Source organism: Bacillus sp. V59.32b, from assembly GCF_003429085.1.
Classification (GTDB): Bacteria; Bacillota; Bacilli; order Bacillales; family DSM-1321; genus Peribacillus.
Genome location: NZ_QVTC01000033.1, coordinates 1 through 21,478 on the forward strand (window position 1 = coordinate 1; position 21,478 = coordinate 21,478).

A 21,478-nucleotide genomic window follows, 5' to 3' on the forward strand; every position below is an offset into this window, starting at 1 on the left:
AAAGCGAGTAGATTCCATGACCATTTGAAAATCAACAATGGAATTTAACAGAGCCAATTAAAAAAAAATTGAGTCTAATATGTTATTGGAAATGTTCGGATTGTCTCCAAAGTAAGTATTATAGAGAAAATAAAAATATAATTTGTAACGGATTTTTACTTTTTGAGTATAAATGCGTTACAATATAAAAACGGAGGTGTTAGAGATGGATTTTTATAATTATTTGGTAAACCAATTTGGCTATGATGAACCCATTTTCTCCGAGGATTTAACTAATGAACTAACAATAAACTCCAATACGTTACGTCAACAATTAAAGCGATTAACCGATGATAATAAAATCCAAAGATGTTCATTTAAAGACGGAATTTATTTTATACCAAATCCGGATTCGATTTTAAAGAAAAGTGCTTTAAGTATTAATAAAATTATCAAAAATCGATATTTGGTTAAAAAACACGAAAGAATTGGGTATGTTACTGGATTGGATTTTGCTAACAGCTTAAGATTAACTACACAAGTGCCCGGTCTAGTTGAGATTGTTACGGAAAAAGAAACTTCAAATCTAAGGTACGTTGATTACAACAAACGAAGGGTTGCTTTACGCAAAGCCAAAACAGATATTACGGAAAGTAACTATAAAATTTTGCAGGTCTTGGAGTTAATAAACAACTTTCATAAAGTTAGTGATGTACCGTTTGAAAAAGCAATTCCTAATATTTCAAACTATATAAAGAATGTAAAAATTGATAGTAAAGAATTGGATCGCTATTTAAGTATTTATCCAAAAGCGTTTAGGCAATTTATAGCGAGTGGGCTATATAATGAAATTACACGAAGATGAGCAAGCTTTTAATGAAACAATTGCTCTTGTTGCTCAAGAAAAGCTTATTCCCGAAGAACAAGTTGAAAAAGATTATTTTGTTTCGGTGCTTCTACAACAGATTGTTAACAGGGCCCCCAATATTGTGTTCAAAGGGGGCACTTCTTTATCTAAGTGCTTCAAATTAATTAATCGTTTTTCTGAGGACATTGATATCAATTTTAAAGAAAATGCTAATCCAACTCAAGGAGAAATGGAGAAATTGAAGGCCGGAATCATTGCGGCAATCGATGATGCTAAATTGGAATTAACCAACAAGGATAAAATAGGATCGAGAAGGATACATAATATATATGAGGTTAGGTATCCTAATCTAATAGAACCTACCGGTGCAATGAAGAATCATTTGATGGTTGAAACATTTGTGGCATATAAAACCTTTCCTTGCGAAAAGAAAATGGTAAGCAACTACATATTAGATTACTTCATTGAAGCTGGAGAAACCGAAATTATAGAAAAGTATGAACTAGCGGAATTTGAAATAAGTGTTCAAAAGTTAGACCGAACATTTGTAGATAAGATTTTTGCAATATTAGATTATGTAGAAGTGGGAACGATTGATAGAAATTCAAGGCATTTATATGATCTACATATGATATGGAAAGAAATCGGTCATAAATTGGAACAGGAAAGTTTTGAAAGCCTTTTTAACGCTGTAGCAAAAGAACGTTCTACAAATCAAAACAGGAATGTATCAGCACAAAACGGCTATAAAATGGTGGACAAGCTGAATGAAATTATAGACAAGAAACTTTATAGAGATGACTATGAAACTATTACTGTTCAGCTTATGCATAAAGAGGAAGATATAATTAACTACGATGATGTCATAGATAGTCTCAAAGCCATAATTAACAGTGGCCTGATCCCACTTACCATTAAGTTATTATAATTGCTCTCGGACATCTACCATAGTAATGAGTCTCCTGTGATGCTCAAGTCCTATATGGTGTTTGGATGTGCAAAGAGAGCGTTGTATTTCTGGGAACTGGTCCCTGAAATTCTAAATAACAACTAAGGTGATGCTATTGAAATATAAAGTTTGGTTATGGGTCAGTAGTTTAATAAGTCTGTTTTTAGTTTATGTATCAAACCTGCCCCATCCAAAAGAGGATATGTTTCTGCTTTTTAACGATTTAATAAGTGTGTTTATTTTTGTCCCGGCCTCTTTCATGCTGGCTAGCAGCATTATCAGTCTACTTGATGATGGACTCCAAAAGATTAGGACATGGATGATTATTCTAGCAATCCACGCACTTGTATTAACGATAGTTTCAGTGAAATTAGTTGAGAGATTTCATATCATTCCACTATCGTTCATCTTGTTTGTGGGAACTTTGCTCGGAGTTATGCATTTCAGTGTTTCTGTGACCCTAAAGAAAAATTAATATAGCAATATTCTATCGGCTGCCCTCTGGCAGCCATTTTATTTCTAAAACTAATGCAAAAGAAATAGAATGAAAGACATACTAATAAAATAATTCAGTATTAAAATTATTTTCAGAATTTTATTGATAAATGCCTATAGAAATGGCATAATTCAAGTTAACCTCTGAAGAATCAGGAAATCATCACCAAGAGAGGAGTGAAGTCTATGAGCGGTTCTATTATCGAAGTGAAGGAATTACGGACTAGTTTCTTAACAGATGATGGTGAATTACCGGTTGTGAACAATATTGATTTTCATATAAAGCCAGGAGAAGTCCTCGGTATCGTAGGAGAATCCGGCTGCGGAAAAAGTGTCACTTCGCTATCCATTATGGGACTATTACCTTCGGGAACAAGCAAGGTGGAAGGGGAAATCCTTTTTAAAGGGGAAAATCTTGCGGATGCATCCGAAGCAAGAATGCGCCAAATTCGCGGAAATGAAATAGCAATGATCTTCCAGGAGCCAATGACAAGCTTAAATCCTGTTTTTACAATTGGAGAGCAGCTGATTGAATCCTTACGCATACATAAAAAGTGGAATAAAAAGAAAGCAATGGCTCGGGCCGTTGAAATGCTGAAGCTGGTTGGGCTACCGCGGGCAGAGGAACTGGTGAAAGAATATCCGCATCAGCTGTCAGGTGGAATGCGTCAACGGGTCATGATCGCAATGGCGATGATCTGTGAGCCAAAGCTTTTGATTGCGGACGAGCCGACAACAGCGCTCGATGTAACCATACAGGCTCAGATATTGGAACTAATGAAAAAGTTAAATAAAGAAACGGATACGGCAATCATGATGATCACACATGATCTTGGGGTAGTTTCTGAAATGTGTGAACGGATTGCTGTTATGTACGCCGGTAAGATAGTTGAGGAAGGCGATGTTAAAACGATTTTCCAAAACCCGAAGCATCCGTATACGGTCGGCTTGATTAAATCCGTGCCAGATATGAGAAAGAAAGTGGAGCGTCTATATTCGATACCTGGGAATGTACCGAAACCGGGATCGCTCAAGCTTGGCTGTCAATTTGCTCCACGCTGTGAACATGCAATGGAGCAATGTCTGAGCGAGACTCCTCCTCTTACCCCGCTTGAAAATGGGCAACAGGTCAGATGCTGGCTCTATGAAGATGGGAAAGGAGCTAACGCACATGACTCAGCCATTACCATTAGTTAAGGTAGAAAACCTTAAAAAGCACTTTCCGATAAAGGGAGGGCTGCTCGGGAAAACCGTCGGGGAAGTAAAAGCGGTAGACGGGATTTCCTTCTACATCAATAAAGGTGAAACATTAGGTTTGGTCGGGGAGAGCGGCTGTGGCAAATCAACGACTGGCAGAATGCTGCTCCGCCTTTTGGAACCAAGTGATGGTAAGGTTTATTTTGAAGGACAAGACATTACCGAACTGTCTTCCGAAGAAATGAGGAAAATGCGCCGGGAAATGCAAATGGTCTTTCAGGACCCCTTCGCATCGCTTAACCCGCGGCATACTGTCGAGAAGATATTGGAAGAGCCTCTGATTGTCCACGGTGTAAAGAGCAAAGCGGAGCGCAAAAAGCGTGTGAAGGAGCTGCTCGAGATTGTCGGTCTAAGCAGCTGGCACGCCAAGAGATATCCGCACCAATTCAGTGGCGGACAGCGACAGCGAATTGGGATCGCAAGGGCCCTGGCCGTTAATCCAAAGCTCATTATCGCGGACGAACCGGTATCAGCCCTCGATGTTTCGATCCAGTCACAGGTTCTGAACCTGATGGATGATCTTCAGAAGGAATTTGATTTAACTTATCTTTTCATCGCGCATGACCTTGGGGTGGTGCGCCATATTAGTGACCGTGTCGGCGTTATGTATCTCGGGAATATCGTCGAGCTTTCCGATAGTGAGGCGCTTTATGAAAGCCCAAAGCATCCGTACACCCAGGCACTCCTGTCTGCCGTTCCGATTCCGGATATAGAGTATCAAAAGGAACGGATCATTTTGCAGGGCGATGTACCAAGCCCGGCCAATCCGCCAAAAGGATGCGCTTTCCATACAAGATGCCCGCATGCAATGGATGTTTGTACATCGGTAAAGCCGATCATGAAAGAAATTGAACCAGGCCATTACGCAGCTTGTCATTTATATGAATGACAAGGCGTATATATAGATTGGCATAAGTTAATTTAAAAAAGATTAATGGGGGTCAGAAATATGAAGAAGAAAAAGTCTTTATGGCTGTTTTTAAGCTGTGTGCTTGCGCTTTCTCTAGTTCTTGCTGGTTGCGGTGGAGGATCTTCTGAAGAAGGCGGAAGCAGCGAAAAAGGCGGAGGGGTTATGATTTACGGAAAAGGCGGTGATGCTGTATCGCTTGACCCGGCTATCGTAACAGATGGAGAATCTTATATTGTCACAGAACAAATGTATGAAACTCTTGTAGACTTTGAAAAAGACAGCACAGATGTTAAAGAAGGCCTTGCTGAAAAGTGGGATATCTCTGATGACGGATTGACATACACATTTACCCTGCGTGAAGGGGTCAAATTCCATGATGGTGAAGACTTCAATGCAGACGCTGTCGTCAAGAACTTCGAACGCTGGGCAAAGAGCAAGGATGAGGCGAAATTTGCTTATTATGCATCCATGTTCGGAGGGTTTGAAGGAGAAGAAGGACACGTCATTAAAGAGGTAAAAGCTGTAGACGAAAAGACAGTTGAATTCACACTGGTACGTCCACAAGCTCCATTCCTTAAGAACCTTGCGATGAGCCCTTTCGCAATTGCGAGCCCTTCGAAATTTGATTCAATCGACAAACAGCCTGTAGGTACTGGTCCATTCAAATTTGAAGACTGGAAACCTGGTGATACGATTAAAGTAGTAAAAAATGATAGCTATTGGGACAAAGAATTGCCGAAGCTTAGCGGAGTAACATTTAAGGTTATTAAAGATAATTCTGCACGTCTTAATGCATTGATTAAAGGTGAGATCGACTTAATAGACGGCATGAACCCAAGCGATATGAGCAAGGTTACCGAGGATGACAAACTTCAATTGTTCGAGCGTCCATCCATGAACGTTGGCTATCTGGGCTTTAATGTAGAAAAAGAACCGTTCAATAAAAAAGAAGTACGGCAGGCCATTAACCACCTGGTAAACAAAGATGATATTATCAAAAACTTTTATGAAGGAACAGCAGAGCCTGCGAAGAATCCAATGCCACCTTCTATTGGTGGATACGATGACAGCGTAGAGGGATATGAATACGATGTAGAAAAAGCAAAAGCATTACTTAAAGAAGCAGGACTTGAAAAAGGATTCAAAATGGATCTCTGGGCAATGCCAGTACCACGTCCATACATGCCTGACGGACAAAAAGTGGCAGAAGCAATTCAATATAGCTTAAAAGAAGTAAACATAGATGCAAAAATCGTTACATTTGAGTGGGGTGCTTACCTTGAAAAGGTTCAGGCCGGTGAAGCGCCAATGTTCATGCTAGGATGGACAGGAGATAACGGTGATGCAGACAACTTCCTTTACACATTGCTTGACAAAGATAGCATCGGGTCTAATAACTATTCACGATACAGCAATGATGAAGTCCATAAGCTGTTGATTGATGCACAAACGACTCCTGATGAAGCAAAACGAAATGAATTATATAAACAAGCACAGCAGATCATCCATGAAGATGCACCATGGGTTCCACTTGTACACTCAACACCATTGCTGGCGGGTACTAGTAAAATTAAAGGGTTCGTCCCACATCCAAAAGGCTCACAATCATTCCAGGATGTGACATTGGATTAATTTTAGTACAACTGGGGAGTATGGATTCGTGCATACTCCCCGTTTTTTATGAAAGCTTAGAACAAATAAGAAGCAGGTGACACTATGTTTTCATACACGGTACGGCGTTTAGGTGCGCTGATCCCGGTTTTGCTCGGTATGGCGTTCATCGTTTTCATGATGATCCGCGCGATTCCAGGGAATCCGGCACAGATCATGTTAGGACAACAGGCTACTAAGGAAGCCATAGCCGCTCTTACGGCTCAACTTGGCCTGGACAGGCCTTGGTATACACAGTTTGTAGAGTATCTAGGTGGTATTATTAGAGGGGATTTAGGAATCTCATTAAAAACGGGTTCTCCTATTTCAGAGGAAATCTGGCCATATCTAGCAGCCACAATAGAATTAGCACTGGTGGCGATGCTGTTTGCCGTTGTAATCGGCGTGAATGCAGGGATCATTTCCGCCTGGTTCCAGAACTCCTGGTTTGATTATATTGCCATGGTTCTTGCTTTGATTGGAGTTTCGATGCCTGTTTTTTGGCTAGGATTAATGGAACAATATGTTGTGTCGATACAGTTGGATTTATTACCGACTACAGGCAGAGATAATATACGTGATCCGGTAGAAGCGATTACAGGACTTTACTTGATTGATACACTTATGGCCGGCAGGTTCGATCAATTCATGGAAGTCATCAAACATTTAATTTTACCTGGATTTGCACTTGGGACGATACCAATGGCAATCATCGCCAGGATGACACGTTCATCAATGCTTGAGGTTATGCGTTCTGATTTTATCAGGACTGCCCGTGCAAAAGGAATGAGAATGTTCTGGGTTGTCTACAAACATTCTTTAAAAAATGCGCTCATTCCGGTAGTGACAGTAATTGGACTTCAAACCGGACTATTACTTGGCGGTGCGATTTTGACAGAAACCATTTTCGGATGGCCGGGCATTGGTACATATATTTATGATGCAATTGGCTCTCGAGACTACCCGGTCATTCAATCGGGAATTCTTGTAATCGCTACAATCTTTGTCTTGATTAATCTGGTCGTGGACCTGCTTTATGCGGCAATCGATCCGAGAATCAAGTATAAATAGGAGGGAAGATCATGGCAGAAACTGCAAGTAACATACCCCCCTTATTGCCTCAGCATGTACAGACGGCAGAGGAAAAAGCCGTGTCACCATGGAAAGAGGCATGGAAAAACTTTAAAAAGAATAAGCTGGCGATTGTTGGATTATCGATCGTTGCATTTTTTATCTTACTAGCAATACTTGCCCCTTTAATCGCTCCTTATGATGTGGCGAAACAAGAACTGTCCAACAAACACCTGGCTCCGTCTGGCGAGCACTGGTTCGGGACGGATGAATTCGGACGGGACATTTTCAGCCGAGTCATCTATGGAGCCAGGATTTCCCTTTGGGTAGGTTTCGTTTCGGTAGCAGGCTCAGTAATCGTAGGTTCATTTCTTGGAATTGTTGCCGGCTATTATGGAAGATGGGTGGATACAATTATATCGCGGATCTTTGATATAATTCTGGCATTTCCAAGTATTTTACTGGCGATCGCAGTAGTCGCGGCATTGGGTCCGTCCTTGCAAAATGCTCTTATAGCCATTGCGATTATTAACGTTCCAACCTTTGGTCGCCTGCTCCGTTCGCGCGTATTAAGCGTGAAAGAAGAAGAATATATCACGGCCGCAAAGGCAATCGGCATGAAGGATTCACGGATTTTAATCCATCATATTCTTCCTAATAGTTTGGCGCCGATCATCGTTCAGGGTACACTGGCGATTGCAACAGCCATCATCGAATGTGCGGCACTTGGATTCCTCGGAATGGGTGCACAAGCTCCCACTCCGGAATGGGGAAAAATGCTGGCTGACTCACGTGCATTCATTCTCCAAGCTCCATGGACCGTCTTATTTCCAGGCCTTGCGATCATGCTTACGGTACTAGGCTTCAACTTAATGGGTGACGGTCTGCGTGACGCACTCGATCCACGAATGAAAAATTAAGAGTATCCTTGCTGAGGCAGCGGATAAATTTTGAAAAAAGGCAGCTCCCGGAGAAACGGAAGCTGCCTTTTAGATATGCCTGAAATTCGAGATATCACCTAAGAAAGGAAGATATGCTCGATATTTGGGGTATATGCCCGATAATTGAGATATATGCTCGAAACCAGATATATCAACGAAAATCAGGATATATCATCGAAATTAGAGATATATCACCGAAACAGGAAATATATCACCGCAATCCTCATTGAAGTGCAACCAGTTCTTTAATTTCATCTGTGGAAAGTTCAGTGATCCAATTATCACTTGAGATAATTTCGTCATTTAATGCTTGTTTTTTATCAAGCATGGCGTCAATTTTTTCTTCGAGCGTTCCCGTACAGATGAGTTTATGAACGTGAACGAAACGATTCTGCCCGATTCGGTAGGCCCGGTCAGTTGCTTGATTCTCAACGGCGGGGTTCCACCAGCGGTCGAAGTGGATCACGTGGTTAGCGGCGGTGAGATTAAGGCCCGTTCCTCCTGCTTTCAAGGACAGGATGAAAATTGGGAATTCACCGTTTTGGAAGCTGGTTATCATGTCATCACGTTGTTTTTTCCCAGAGCTGCCATTTAAGAAAGGAACCTCAAAGCCGTACCGTCTTTCCAGCAATTCCTTCATCATATTGCCCATTCCGATATATTGAGTGAATATTAGGCAGCTTTCATCTTGCTCCCGCACGGCGTCCACGAGCTCAGCAAGTTTCTCAAGCTTTCCGGAGCGTTTCGGTGCCTCGCGGATGTCAGACCGGTCTTCTTTTAGATAAAGGGCAGGATGGTTACAAAGCTGCTTTAATTTTCCGAGCATCTGTAGAATCATGCCTTTTCGTTCGAACGCGGATAACTGTTCGATGTTGGCAAACGTATCTTTGATTAACTGTTCATAAAGCGATGCCTGCTCGGCGGTCAGTGGGACAAATTCCTTTTGCTCCTGTTTATCCGGCAGGTTTAAAGCGACTTCTTTATCCCGTTTCGTCCTCCTGAGCAGGAACGGCTGAATCAAGCTTTGCAGCTCTTTGATTTTCCCTTTCTGCTCTTCACGTTCAATGCTTGTAACGTACTTTTCCTGGAATTGGCCAAGTGTGCCGAGATATCCTTTATTAATAAAGTCAAAAATGGCCCACAATTCACTTAGACGGTTTTCCATTGGCGTTCCTGTAAGGGCAACATGATGCCCACCCTTCAATTTACGTACGGCGCGAGACTGCTTGGTTTGAGAGTTTTTAATATTTTGCGCTTCATCCAAAATAATACTGTTCCAGTGTACCGACGTCAATTCGTCGTGATCCTGATGCGACAGGCCGTAAGAGGTGAGCACCACATCATAATCTGCGACAAGATGTGTGAACATTTCTCCTTTGGCACGGTTCGAGCTGTAGTGAAGGTGGACCTTCAAATCGGGTGCAAAGCGTTCAAGCTCGCGCTGCCAGTTGCCGAGGACAGAAGTCGGACAGACGATGAGCGAGGCCTGAACAGCCGGTATCGCTGAACCATCCGCAAGTTCGTCGTTACGGTCTTGCTTATTTTCTTCAATAGTCCCGACCAGCTTTTGCTGTTCTTTAACATGCAGCAGATAAGCAATCATCTGCACCGTTTTTCCAAGCCCCATATCATCAGCAAGACAGGCGCCAAAGCCGTTTTCCCGTAAAAATAATAGCCAGCTCATGCCCAATGACTGATAAGGGCGTAAATCACCATGAAGTGCCTCGGGCGTTTCCAGGATTGCGATATTTTTGGTTTCCCGGAGCCTGCCGATCATCTTCTTTAAATCTCGGTTCAGTTCAAATTGGATTTTCAGCATGTCTTCGTCATCATCATTTTCGGCTTCATCTTCAACTTCGCCGAGAAATTCCTGTCGGAGCAAATCATTCAATTGCAATCCTTTTTTGTTAGCCTCATCCATCAGATCCTGAATCTGCTTAATAAATGACGGGTCAAGCTTTACCCATTGACCGCGGATGTAGACGAGCCTTCGTTTATCCTCGACGAGCTGTTGGAATTCATCTTCAGACAGATCCTCGCCGTTTATGGAAAATCTCCAGTCGAAGTCCATCAGTGCCTGCAGTCCGACATAGGAAGGGCCGCGAGTAGATTGGCTTTTCACTTTAGCCTTGATTTTCAAGGAGGACTCCCTAAGCGCCAACCACCAGGAAGGAAGCAGAATTTCAGCACCGAGAAACATCAGCTTCTCGCTCGCTTCCGTCAAAAACTCCCATGCCTCGGATTCTGAAAGCTCACCCTTGAATGAACCACCTTTGTCTTTAAGCCAAGGGACCACAGTAAGCCACCGTTTCACCATTTTATTGATTTCGCTGCTATATTTATTCCATCCGCGCGGCAGCCTTTTTTCAGGAAGTGTGATAATTTCCGTTTCGTCTTTTTTTGAACGAAGAATGATTTGCAGATTCCATGGCCCTTCTCCGCCTATCGGTTCAGATAGACGGAGCCCGATTGTGAATGGCTTGGCATCTTCGGTGATCCCAAGCCATGCGAGCCAGCTGTCCCGGTCAAAAAAGGCCTCTAGCTCTTCAGGCGAAAGACGAGTTTCCCTCAGCGCCCTTACAGCACTTAGCCAATTCTCTTTCACCGGTGAATAGCGTTCCAGAAATACATTAGCCGACTCGTTATACCAATTACTAACGAACGTTCTAACCGTCATATCCTCGTCAGCATGATCATCTGTTTGAATCCTTTCATCCCAGAAAGAAGAAGAAAACTCCTCCTCCACTTCTGCCGGGAGCTTCCAGGCTACATGCCCGCCTTGCAGGCTTTTAAAATCAGGCATCGGTATTCCGCCGATAATGGTTTCATGGAGGATTGGTGCGGCTGACAAACAAAGGGAAGATAGCTCCGACCACTCCCAATTTATGAAAGAATTAAAGCCTTCTGTCGCAAATAAATTAAGCAGCCCCCAGGCATCGAGAATAAATACCGGCATACCTTCGATACTATCCGTATCCAAACGGGTTCCGTAAAAGCTCGCCTCATCCCAAGTGAAAAGCAGCTTGCGGATATACTCCGTATTTATATATTGATTTTCCTCATCCACCACTGAGATCGCGTATGAACCATTCTCCAACGCAGTGGTGTTGACCTTGAATTTTCCTCTATTAAGATTAAGCATCGATCAGCTTACCCCTTTGCAATTCTTCTTGAAATGCACGCAATCGTTTTGTCGATTCCGTTACATACTGCATGTATTCGAGGAACACCTCTTCTTTTTTCATTTTTTTATAAAGAGTTCGCATTTTTTTTAAATAACGAACCGTCTGTTTGTAGGCAGAGCGATTTTTCATGCTGACCGTCTGTTGGACGGCATGGTAATACAGCGGTAAAACTAAAGCTGGGTCGTGTGCCGCTATTTTTTTCAAATTCTCCGTTCCAATCACATCAATACTGATATTGCTGTAAATATGCATCTCCACCCATTTTTTGTACTGCTCCTGCTCGAACAGGAAGTTAGCATAATTCCAGTAGCTGTATGGGAGGCATTCACGGTAGAACCGTTCAAGCACATCCATCCGCTTCATCTTATAGCAGTAATGGCTCACCGGACCGGAAAAGGTTCTCACAAAGTCGTTGCCTTTATAGTAATCGTCCAACCCCTTTAGAAAGCTACCAACATTCGCATTCAGAAAATCAATGAAAGGAGCGGCGCGATGGTCCATATCAAGGTCTGACAGTAATCTTAGCCAGTAAAATACATAAGGGCAGGCATCAGCCTTAAGCTTGTCGAGTAGTAATGTGGCCTCCTTATCCCGATTAGCCAGAATACTAAGATGGATCGCTGCGATCGTATAGGTCTGTTCTTCGATGGGATGAAGTGTTTTGGAGTCAAGCCTTTCCTGTACACGCTCAAGCTCTTGTTGCCTCCAGGCTGAATTGGTCAAAAGATAGCTCCATATCGACCGGTAAACATCAGTCTTTTCATATTCCAATGCATCCAGACCATCAAGCAGACCGATTACTTCTTTTCTGATAGCCTCCAAAAACGGATCGAAAGCGAATGGACGAGCCTGCCTGCTGACATGCTGGACAGAAGCATGCACATCCTCTGCTAGGTCATCTGCGAGCGAATAAAAAATCCTTGCAACGTTTGACTTTGTCATGTTTTCTTTAATTGTTTCCAAAGCAAGCAGCAAGGTCGTAAGGTCAGCTACAAATGAATAGAGACTTTTCCATTCTCTTTCCAAGGGAGATTTAGACCTGACTTTTTTTAAATACAATCTGATTTTTTCATCAATTAAGTAAGGGGGGAGGTTCAAATTTGCGTCAACGATTTCTGCATAGGCTGAAGTAAAGAATTCTTTCCAGGCAGGATAGCTCTTTTCCAGCACCGAACTTGAATTTCCCTTCAGAATATCACTTGCTCTCTGGATAGGAAGTGTTGTTTTCGGCTGGGCAGCAGGACGTCTGTTTTCCCTCCAGCTCTGAACCCAATCGCTCACACTCGCAATATTGGCATAGGAGGAAAAGAAAACAGCCATCCGGTGGCGGCAAAAAAACTCTGCTTTACAGCTGCAAGTGCTGAGAGGGGCCATATCCAAATCCAACTCGACCTTTACTGGAACTACATCCTGGACAAAAGCAGTAATCTTATCTTCTGATTCCTGCTTCCGGTACACTAGCTCCTGACGGTAGAGCATCATTCCTTTTAGAACTACGGCGAGATTTTCTTCCTCTCCCGGATGTAACATATCTGCCAGCTGTTCAGCAAAAAACATCAACTCACTCTTCATCATTCAGCCTCCGCATGTCCGATTTTTTTACATCTTATTATTATACTTCATTTTGCATGGGAATTTGAAGGGAGCGACCGGGTTTTCTGAAAAACAACATTATTTCATGCAAAAAAATCATTCCTAAGGAAGGAACGAATTCACTGGCTATTTTCCATATAAGTTCTCACTAAGTTAGATCTCCGGACACAGTGTAATATAAGGTCATTCATAAAATAAGAAACAAAAAACCCATAACGACATCGATTCGTCATGGGTGATTATGATTTTAATTTCTTTTTCTTCATTTTCTTAAGGCATTCTTTCATTCGCTTTCGTTGGCTCATTCCTGCTTGCTTTGGATTAAGCAATGGTTTTGCCAAGCTGTTTGAAAGCTGTTCGGCAGGTTTGGGATTTACTCGACTCAAGTCTGTCTCTCCTTTGAAGTTATGCTTTTTCTTTCTAAATACCCACTTTGAATCAAAAGAAACCTAAATTAATAAATTTTTTTTCATCTTGACAATTTCCTTTAAATATTTCGAAATTCAAGATTAAGTTATGCGTTGAAAAAATATACTTATAGTTATATTTTGTTCCTTGAGATATAGCCTTTTTAAAGAAAATGAACGTTCATCGTCCTTATTCGCTTAATATGCTCTAAAATCGAATTTTATTTTAAATTAGAAATAGTGATTAAATAGAACTAATATCGGGAAAGAAAAATCTTTTCGATATAATGGATGGTTATGTGTCATGTTAAGACGGTGCTTGAAAGCCATTTCAAACATTTTCTTAATTTCTGGAAACCTCTGTTTCTAGTACCCAAATGGGGGAGCATAGTAGATGTGCTCTCGATGGTCCTCAGGCAAACATATGCTTGAGGAATTTTTTTATTGTCTATTATCTCCTAAATTTATTTATAACGTGTTATAATATGTTATAACGTAAAATGGAATAAAATTTGTTATTACTGTTATAAATTTTAAAGCATATGATAAAGATAGGAGTGATAATATGACGATAACGGGGGTTAAACAAGTGGAAAGAAAGGTCACAAAGGTAGGAAACAGCTTAGGTGTTACTTTTCCAGCAGAGGTTTTAGAGCACTTAAATGTAAAACAGGGCGATCAAGTTTCATTCCATTTTGAACAAGGAGCGGTAAAAATTGAAAAGGCTCGGAAAGTTCCCCTTCCGAAAGGCATTGATAACAATTTTCTTGATCTAATGAATGATATGATAAATGAGTATGATGAAACATTCAAAGGATTAGCTAAGAGATAATATGCATTATTTATCTGCGGAACACGTAATCTTTCTTAATTCACACCAGATTAATCTATACACTCCTGGGGAAATGATGGGTGTAAAAGATTATAAGTTATTAGAAAGTGCGGTTAATCGTCCAAAGCAGAGTGCATTTGGCGAGGATGCTTATCCTACCATTATAGAAAAAGCAGCGGCATTATATGAAAGCGTGGCTAAGAACCATGCCTTCCATAATGCGAATAAAAGAACAGCGTTTGCAGGATTATATATGTTTCTTGGATTAAATGGATTTCATTTAAAAGTTCATCCGAAACAAGCAGAGGATTTTACAGTACGAATGGTGGCCGATAAAGAATCACCAGTGAGCTTCGATGAAGTTTGTGATTGGATTGAAACATATATTCAAAAGAGGCCATAACAGGTCTCTTTTTTTCAAACCCCTACATTTCCGCCCTCGTTTGAAAAACCAGTTGGTTGGGTACCATTTATAGAGATAAAGAAGTGCGGGAGGAATGGGCATGGCTGATTTTCAAGAGAAAAATAAAGAGATGACACAAGACTTGAAAACGAGACGGTCGATGCTTCAGTTTATTTTTCCTTTTATGATGGAGAATAGCAAGACGAAGGAGTTTACAAGCAGACTGCTGGAAGACGGTTTTGGATTTTTTGACCTGAAGGACATGGAACAGCAGGACGCTTTCTATGGAGGCATCAAGGTTTCCCATCGTACACTTGAAAAATTTTTCCTTCCGAATATTGAACCGATTTTGTTTCCCAGGAATATTCAGTCCAAAGAAGGCATTCGACGTTTTACGAAAAACCTGGAGCTGGAGTCGAGTTTTCAATCACCACACCTGCAAACCGACTTTACAATTAACTCAATTGACATTATGTTGTGTCCGTTCCATATTGGGATGATGAACATTCGTGTTACATTGCCTGAAGAACTGGATTACAATGATGTTCTTTATTTTGCTGACACCTTTCGCGTATTAGAGCCGATTGTCGAAGATGAAGAAAGCACGAAAATCGGTTGTGCAAATGGATCTTATACAAAAGTGAAGGATTTTATCTTCAATGAGCTAATCCCAAATTTGACAGATTTCATTGATCAGCAAGAGTCTAATGCTACTTATTTTGGCAGCCTGCCTTTTTTTATAGACGAGCGAATGTACGTAGTTGGACACATTTCTTTGGATGAAGACAGCTCCATTACAAAAACTGATTTATATCGTGCGAGCCAACTGAACGGTTATGACTTGGACGGCAAACCATACGTGGGTGCGTTGAACCCCGCATACATTGACCGGCATTACAAAAAAACGTCTATGATCGCTGGGGGGATGAAACTTATTTTGTCGCAAGCGAGTACCATTTCGCCTGTGTGACCAAAGCGTCCGGAAAACTTGAAGAGGCGCTTGCGAGCGAAATGTACGGTCAGCATTACTATGAGCTGCTGCTGTTCTTCTACTATAAAATTGTGCTTTTGAAGCTGACGCATGAACATTCAAGAATCGATATTGAAAAAGACCAATCACAGACAGAACTCTTAATTATTATGATCACGGAGTTTTCTGCGAAATATTTGTTCCCGGAAGTAAATAGCACGACATCCGGGAAAGAGATCACGCATATTTTAAAGGAAGTATTTGAAATTGACCGCCTTTATGAGGATGTAGTTAAAACGCTCTCGGGCCTATATCAGAATCAAGATAAGTTAACGACAAACCGAAACAATTATTTGCTGCAAATCTTGACTATTTATACAGTCGTATCAGGGATTTACGGAATGAACCTGGTCATAGAAGACTGGAAAGGAAAAATCCGCTGGAGCAAAATTCCCGACTATAGCTTTTTTGAATACATTTCTTTGTTTGTAGCCTTATCAGGAATTGTCATTTCGGCGATATTAGGAGTTGTAGCGTTAGAGAAGTGGATTAAAGAACAGCGCAGCAAAAAAAATAAGATATTTTAGATGCCAGGGTCCTATGCACAATGCTGCATGGGGTCTTTTTTTAGTGTTTACAAAAAAAGTTAATATTTAATATTAAATATCAATAAAATAGGTCGATATAACTAGTATAATATTCCTATAACTTATTTAAAACGAGGTTTAATGAAAAATAACTTTAATTAAAAATATTTTAATTAAAAATATATTAATTAAAAATGATCCCTGCCGATATAAGTAATAACAAAAAGAAAAGAGGAATCATTTATGAATGAAATCAAAGAAATGAATCACAAAACGTTACGGCAGAAAAATTTAATTATGTTCTATTCTTTTTTATTCTCTCTGGTAGTCGGAATTATCTATAGCCTTTCAACAGGAGATCTGTTGGCAAGCAGCATATACGGTGCTGAAATTCTATCGTTCGCTGTCTTATTTGCATTATTTCAATATATCTTAAAGAAAGAAATTCTATTTCCTTATATAAGCATTCTTGTAATATACGCATTTCAATTACTGCTTATTGCCCTGGATGGAGGAAGCGTGCAAAACTATCAAATCATAGCCTTCATTCAAGTCTATGCCGTTATCCAGTTCAATCCTTCCGTTTTTCTCTTAGGTTCAGGTTTAGGTCTGGTTGCTACGATTACCAACTTCTTATTAGCAGATGGCCAAGCAGCGAAGGAGGCATTTTCAGGAGGCATATTAACATTTGTTTTAACTGCTGTCTCGCTTTGGATTTTAATAAAACTCAATCAAGGTCAAGAGAAACGGGTGGAAACTTTATTATTAGATGCTGAAAAGAGCACTGTCGAGAAACAGGAGCAAAAAGAATTGCTGGAGCGTGAAGTAACCTCGATAGTCGGAAGGATTAATAACATCAACAGCCAAATCCAGCATAACTCCGATGCACAGGGGGAAATCAAAACGGCGATAACCGAGGTGGCAGCGGGCAGCCAGACCCAAAGTGAACAAGTGACGATGATTGCCGACCATGCGCATTCCAGTGTTGCTGCCATGAACCAAATGGAAGAAGTAACGGGCGAGTTGTTCCAGGAAACAGAAAAAACAAACACCATTGCCCGGAATGGCGAAGAAAAGGTTAACCACCTGCAAACGGAAATGAATGATCTGAATCAACTGATCACAGATTTAAGTTCAACCTTTGAACATCTTACAAGCAAGATCTACGAAACCAATGAATTAGCGGATACAATTAAAGACATTACAGCCCAAACGAATTTACTTGCGCTCAACGCAAGTATTGAGGCTGCCAGGGCGGGTGAGGCAGGAAAAGGCTTCTCCGTCGTGGCGGAAGAAATTCGGAAGCTGGCGGAAACAACCAAGCAAACGACGGAAAACATTGCCCAGAACCTGGTCGAAGTGAATGAAACGAATTCTATTGCCCTCGACAAGATGACCCAAAGCGCTAACAAATTTACGGAAAGCGTACAAGTGACGAAGGAAGTCTCGGATTACTTCACTGAATTGAATCAGACCGTGGAAGGATTGAACAATAAATTTGGCAACTTTGAAAGCCTAGTCAAGGATGTAAGGGGCAAGTCATCGGAGGTCGAGGTTTCCACCAATGAATTAGCCGCGATCATCGAAGAAGCTTCTTCCGGCCTTGAAGAGATGAGCGCAACCATCGAAACGATCAGCGATGATAATATCCAAATTGCCAACCATATGAAAGAGCTATCCGGAAGCGCCAATCAAATTCGTGATAGTTTTCAATCAAACGATTGATTAAAAAATAAAAATAACTACTTAGGTGATGGAGACAGCATTGTTTAATAAGGGAGGATGTAATAACTGTGATGAAACCAATGGAATTAATGACTGCCCCAAACGAACAACAGAAAATAAAAAAAGTACTAATACTCAACACAGAAATTACATTACAGTCTTCTGTAAACGGTGTGGAAGTGATCCATTTCAAGCTGGGGAAAGGTGATATATTCAGCAACAGCCCCGACTGGGCAACCAACCCTGATTTTCTAAGATCAATAACGTCATTAAAAGGATCTCTTGAAATTCATATCGGACATGAAAAAATGACCATTAATGGAGGAGATACGACGACAAACATCCCGTCGTTCTCCCCTATCAGATTCAAGGCCATTACAAATTGTGAATTTTTAATTGTAACATCCGAACCGATATTCGAAGAAATTTATGTAGCCAAAGGGATGAAAATTCATCAGCTTGCTGCCGATATAGAAGAAAAGGACGGGTATACATTAAACCACTGTTCAAGAATCCAACGGCTATCTGATTTAGTTGGAGACAAGCTGGGTCTTCCCAGTGACGAACTGATCACCCTTACATACGGTGCCTTTTTACACGATATCGGGAAAGTCAAAATTCCTTTGAAAATTTTACAAAAGCCGGGGAAGTTAACCTCAGCCGAATGGAAAGTCATGAAAAAGCATCCTTTGTATGGGGCAGAGCTACTGCGGGAAACGGGTTTTGATTATTTAACAAAAGCAAGTCTTATCGTGGAACAGCATCATGAGAGATGGGATGGAAAAGGGTATCCATATGGCCTGAAAGGGGAAGAGATCAGCTTGGGTGCTTCAATTGTCTCCGTAGTGGATGCCTATGATGCAATGGTTTCAAATCGGGTATACTGCCCAAGCCTAAGCAAGGAAGAGGCACTCGAAGAAATCGTCCGCAATCGAGGAACCATGTATCGGCCTGAGATCGTGGACGCGTTTGTTGCAGTTTATGATCAGCTGGAAATTATTTCACCTTTAACAAAGTATAAAAAAATCAATTAGGAGGTTAATTATGAATTCTTTAAAGTATATTGTTTTTCGCATAGGCAATCAAGATTTTGGAGTACCGGTTTCCTTCGTCATTTCGATTGAGAAAGTAATCGATCTTTCCGATTTCCCCCAGATGCCAAAGTATGTAAAAGGACTGACAACCATACGCGATGCAGTTGTACCGGTACTCGATATGTCCCAAATTTTGTTTAACCGCACGTTAGAAACGAACGAAGACGGCATTATCATCTTAATCGATATCAACGGCTCCCAAGTCGGAATGATGGTAAACGAAGCAAAAGAAATTCTCGATGTACCGGAGAGTGAAGTCAAGGAGATAGACGGATTATTCAGTCAAAACGCCTCTTACCTAATCGGAGTAGTCAGAGCGAACGACACGCTAATCAATCTCCTAAACCCAATCGAGATGCTTCAAAATATCGACGGAATCGATGAAATCATCGAGCAAAGCCGTCAAACGGTAAACTAGTAAAAGGGTGGCATCACTTTCAAAGTGGTGTCGCTTTTTTTGATTCAAGGATAAGTATGAATTCCGCTCGCTTCTCATAAAGTTATGGAAAAGGGGGCGGCCCACATGTTTTTACATCATATAGATCAAGATCTTTCCTTGAGGTTGCTGAATGAAAAGGATGCAGAGGAACTCTACAGGCTGATTGACGGCTCAAGAGATCATCTACGCGAATGGCTGGGCTGGGTCGATTATATTCAGGATGTCAATGATTCAGGAGAATTCATTCACGACCATTTAAATGGAGTAATCGAAACCGGTGGATTTCTTAAATCCGCTGGCATCCTATATAAAGGATCCATCGCCGGAATAATTAATTATAACGATATTCATAAACAATATAAGATCGGCGTGATCGGATATTGGCTCGGAGAACCATTTCAAGGTAAGGGGATTATGACAAGGGCTTGCAAAGAATTTGTAAACTATGGATTTACAGAGCTTGGCCTGAACCGCATTGAAATCAGGGCCGCCCCGGAAAATAAAAAAAGCAAAGCTATCCCAGAAAAATTAGGATTCACAAAAGAAGGACAAATCCGGCAAGCCGAACGGTTATATGACCATTATGTGGATCATGTTGTGTATGGAATGCTGGCGAACGAATGGAGACTTAGTAAAAGAAATGAGTGAGAAATCCCAAAAAAACATGAGAATCCGTATACCTGCTGGAAGTAAGATTTTTGCTCAAAACAGTAACCCGGCAACAAAAACAGAATTCCCGCAACAAAACAGTGGCCCGGCAACAAAAACAGGATTCTCGCAACAAAACAGAGGAAACCCGCAACAAAACCGGACCTCCACCACAATAATAAAAATCTTATATCTCCAAAATCTTATCCTTATCCTTATGAAGTCGATAAAGCCTGTATGCATGGCTGATTATTACTTTTAAAATGGCGTAAAATGGCACGGCGATGATCATCCCGAGCAGTCCACCCATGCTTCCGGCCACGAGTAACAACAGGATGATGGTGAGAGGATGCAGGTCAAGCTTCCTGCCCATGATGTAAGGAGACGTAAAATTCCCGTCAATTTGCTGGACGACGATAGCGACGATGATCACCTTAATGGCCATGAAAGGTGATGTGATGAGTGCAATGATGATGGCCGGAATAATGGCAATGAAAGGACCGATAAACGGGATGACATTGGTAAGCATCGCGATGATTGCCAGGATGAGCGAATAATCAATGCCGATGATTAAATACCCGATGTACATCATGACCCCGACGACAAAAGAAACGATTGCCTGTCCTTGGATATAGGAGCTTAACGCTTCATCCATATCTTTTACGACTACCTTGGCTTCCTCTGCCTGAAAGTAAGGAAGGAATTTCAGAACTCCATTTGAAGCACCTTCACTATCCTTCAAAAGATAGAAAACGATGAAGGGGACCGTCACGATCACGGTAACAATACTTGTAATGACTCCAATGAAATTTCCGAGATTGCTTCCGATTTCGGGAACGTGTGATCTAAGATAATCACTCACGCTTGCGCTGACTTCTTCAAAGGTGAGATATTCGTTTTCCTGAAATCTAGAAAACCATGGGCTTTCTCTGAGGTCAAGTATCTGCCCTCTTAGACTATCCACGATGGCAGGCAAATTGTCTATCAAGCTCCTGAATTGATTTTGCAATTCAGGACCCACGAGAAACACTACCAGAGTGCCGATTCCGATGAACAACAAATAAATCAGAATAATCGACAACGACTTCGGCACCTTTCTGTCATGCAGGAAGAACACGATCGGCCTTAAGAGATAATAAAGTACACCCGAAATCAAGAAAGGAGGAAAAAGAGTCTGGAAAAAGATAACGAAAGGCCTGAATATGAAATCTACCTTAGTAGCCAGTAATATGATGATTAAGATAATAATAAGGCTATACCCGATTCGGAAATATTTTGTATTTGGCAAGACTGACACCTCGTTTGGAGAGTTTTTGTGTAGAAAGAAAGAAGGATAAACGTTTTCATGTATATAAGAATTATCTCTCTATACCCCTGTATCGCGAAAATTATACCTACATGGATTTCCCATTCACAATCCGCATGAGAGGATATCCTCCACAAAAAAAACTGCCCCACATTGTCCTTCAACACTC

Annotated in this window: 19 protein-coding genes; 15 read left to right on the forward strand and 4 right to left on the reverse strand. The window is 41.2% G+C overall.

From position 1 onward, the window contains the following. Positions 1-205: 205 nt before the first annotated feature. The 7 genes from D0463_RS08650 to D0463_RS08685 all read left to right on the forward strand — a co-directional run bounded on the left by D0463_RS08650 (position 206) and on the right by D0463_RS08685 (position 8,099). Positions 206-844 (forward strand): DUF6088 family protein, encoded by a 639-nt coding sequence (locus D0463_RS08650; protein WP_117307007.1) that lies wholly within the window; start codon positions 206-208, stop codon positions 842-844. After that, positions 825-1,775 carry a nucleotidyl transferase AbiEii/AbiGii toxin family protein gene (locus tag D0463_RS08655; RefSeq protein ID WP_117307008.1) on the forward strand — a complete coding sequence of 317 codons (951 nt, stop codon included), beginning with the start codon at positions 825-827 and terminating at the stop codon, positions 1,773-1,775. The genes D0463_RS08650 and D0463_RS08655 overlap by 20 nt, the downstream gene beginning before the upstream one ends. Before the next feature lie 702 nt (positions 1,776-2,477). Next, a complete protein-coding gene (locus D0463_RS08665) occupies positions 2,478-3,488 on the forward strand; it encodes an ABC transporter ATP-binding protein (RefSeq protein ID WP_117307010.1) in 1,011 nt (336 codons plus the stop codon). After that, positions 3,463-4,437 carry an ABC transporter ATP-binding protein gene (locus tag D0463_RS08670; protein ID WP_117307011.1) on the forward strand — a complete coding sequence of 325 codons (975 nt, stop codon included), beginning with the start codon at positions 3,463-3,465 and terminating at the stop codon, positions 4,435-4,437. The genes D0463_RS08665 and D0463_RS08670 overlap by 26 nt, the downstream gene beginning before the upstream one ends. A gap of 60 nt (positions 4,438-4,497) precedes the next feature. Continuing rightward, complete coding sequence (locus D0463_RS08675) at positions 4,498-6,090, forward strand: ABC transporter substrate-binding protein (protein ID WP_117307012.1); 1,593 nt, start codon at positions 4,498-4,500, stop codon at positions 6,088-6,090. Between the two features lie 84 nt (positions 6,091-6,174). Next, entirely contained in the window at positions 6,175-7,179 is a 1,005-nt protein-coding gene (locus D0463_RS08680; protein WP_117307013.1) for an ABC transporter permease, read from the forward strand. A gap of 11 nt (positions 7,180-7,190) precedes the next feature. Further along, positions 7,191-8,099 (forward strand): ABC transporter permease, encoded by a 909-nt coding sequence (locus D0463_RS08685; protein WP_117307014.1) that lies wholly within the window; start codon positions 7,191-7,193, stop codon positions 8,097-8,099. A gap of 244 nt (positions 8,100-8,343) precedes the next feature. Here the strand turns inward: D0463_RS08685 and D0463_RS08690 are convergent, their stop codons facing one another. The 3 genes from D0463_RS08690 to D0463_RS19340 form a co-directional block, all read right to left on the reverse strand. Next, positions 8,344-11,262, reverse strand: a complete 2,919-nt coding sequence (locus D0463_RS08690) for a DEAD/DEAH box helicase (RefSeq protein ID WP_117307015.1) — start codon at positions 11,260-11,262, stop codon at positions 8,344-8,346. Then, a complete protein-coding gene (locus tag D0463_RS08695) occupies positions 11,255-12,877 on the reverse strand; it encodes a hypothetical protein (protein ID WP_117307016.1) in 1,623 nt (540 codons plus the stop codon). The genes D0463_RS08690 and D0463_RS08695 overlap by 8 nt, the downstream gene beginning before the upstream one ends. A 260-nt stretch (positions 12,878-13,137) precedes the next feature. Further along, positions 13,138-13,284 (reverse strand): hypothetical protein, encoded by a 147-nt coding sequence (locus D0463_RS19340; RefSeq protein WP_160118385.1) that lies wholly within the window; start codon positions 13,282-13,284, stop codon positions 13,138-13,140. A gap of 610 nt (positions 13,285-13,894) precedes the next feature. On the opposite strand from D0463_RS19340, the gene D0463_RS08700 reads away from it, so the two are divergent. The 8 genes from D0463_RS08700 to D0463_RS08735 all read left to right on the forward strand — a co-directional run bounded on the left by D0463_RS08700 (position 13,895) and on the right by D0463_RS08735 (position 20,003). Then, positions 13,895-14,137 carry an AbrB/MazE/SpoVT family DNA-binding domain-containing protein gene (locus D0463_RS08700; RefSeq protein ID WP_254052748.1) on the forward strand — a complete coding sequence of 81 codons (243 nt, stop codon included), beginning with the start codon at positions 13,895-13,897 and terminating at the stop codon, positions 14,135-14,137. 1 nt (position 14,138) lies between these two features. After that, on the forward strand, positions 14,139-14,540 hold the full coding sequence (locus D0463_RS08705) for a type II toxin-antitoxin system death-on-curing family toxin (protein WP_117307018.1): 402 nt from the start codon (positions 14,139-14,141) through the stop codon (positions 14,538-14,540). 100 nt (positions 14,541-14,640) lie between these two features. After that, positions 14,641-15,510, forward strand: coding sequence for a hypothetical protein (locus D0463_RS08710; RefSeq protein WP_117307019.1), 870 nt, complete (start codon positions 14,641-14,643; stop codon positions 15,508-15,510). Continuing rightward, positions 15,507-16,097, forward strand: a complete 591-nt coding sequence (locus tag D0463_RS08715) for a magnesium transporter CorA family protein (RefSeq protein ID WP_117307020.1) — start codon at positions 15,507-15,509, stop codon at positions 16,095-16,097. Before D0463_RS08710 ends, D0463_RS08715 begins: the two co-directional genes overlap by 4 nt. Before the next feature lie 1,002 nt (positions 16,098-17,099). Beyond that, a complete protein-coding gene (locus D0463_RS20395; protein WP_483295727.1) occupies positions 17,100-17,822 on the forward strand; it encodes a methyl-accepting chemotaxis protein in 723 nt (240 codons plus the stop codon). Positions 17,823-17,893: 71 nt separating this feature from the next. After that, positions 17,894-18,856, forward strand: a complete 963-nt coding sequence (locus tag D0463_RS08725; protein ID WP_254052751.1) for an HD-GYP domain-containing protein — start codon at positions 17,894-17,896, stop codon at positions 18,854-18,856. A 10-nt stretch (positions 18,857-18,866) separates the two neighbouring features. Beyond that, on the forward strand, positions 18,867-19,334 hold the full coding sequence (locus D0463_RS08730; RefSeq protein ID WP_117307023.1) for a chemotaxis protein CheW: 468 nt from the start codon (positions 18,867-18,869) through the stop codon (positions 19,332-19,334). 105 nt (positions 19,335-19,439) lie between these two features. Beyond that, positions 19,440-20,003, forward strand: a complete 564-nt coding sequence (locus D0463_RS08735; protein ID WP_117307024.1) for a GNAT family N-acetyltransferase — start codon at positions 19,440-19,442, stop codon at positions 20,001-20,003. Between the two features lie 187 nt (positions 20,004-20,190). Here D0463_RS08735 and D0463_RS08740 read toward each other — a convergent pair whose 3' ends face one another. Next, positions 20,191-21,300, reverse strand: coding sequence for an AI-2E family transporter (locus tag D0463_RS08740; RefSeq protein ID WP_367946577.1), 1,110 nt, complete (start codon positions 21,298-21,300; stop codon positions 20,191-20,193). Between the last annotated feature and the right edge of the window lie 178 nt (positions 21,301-21,478).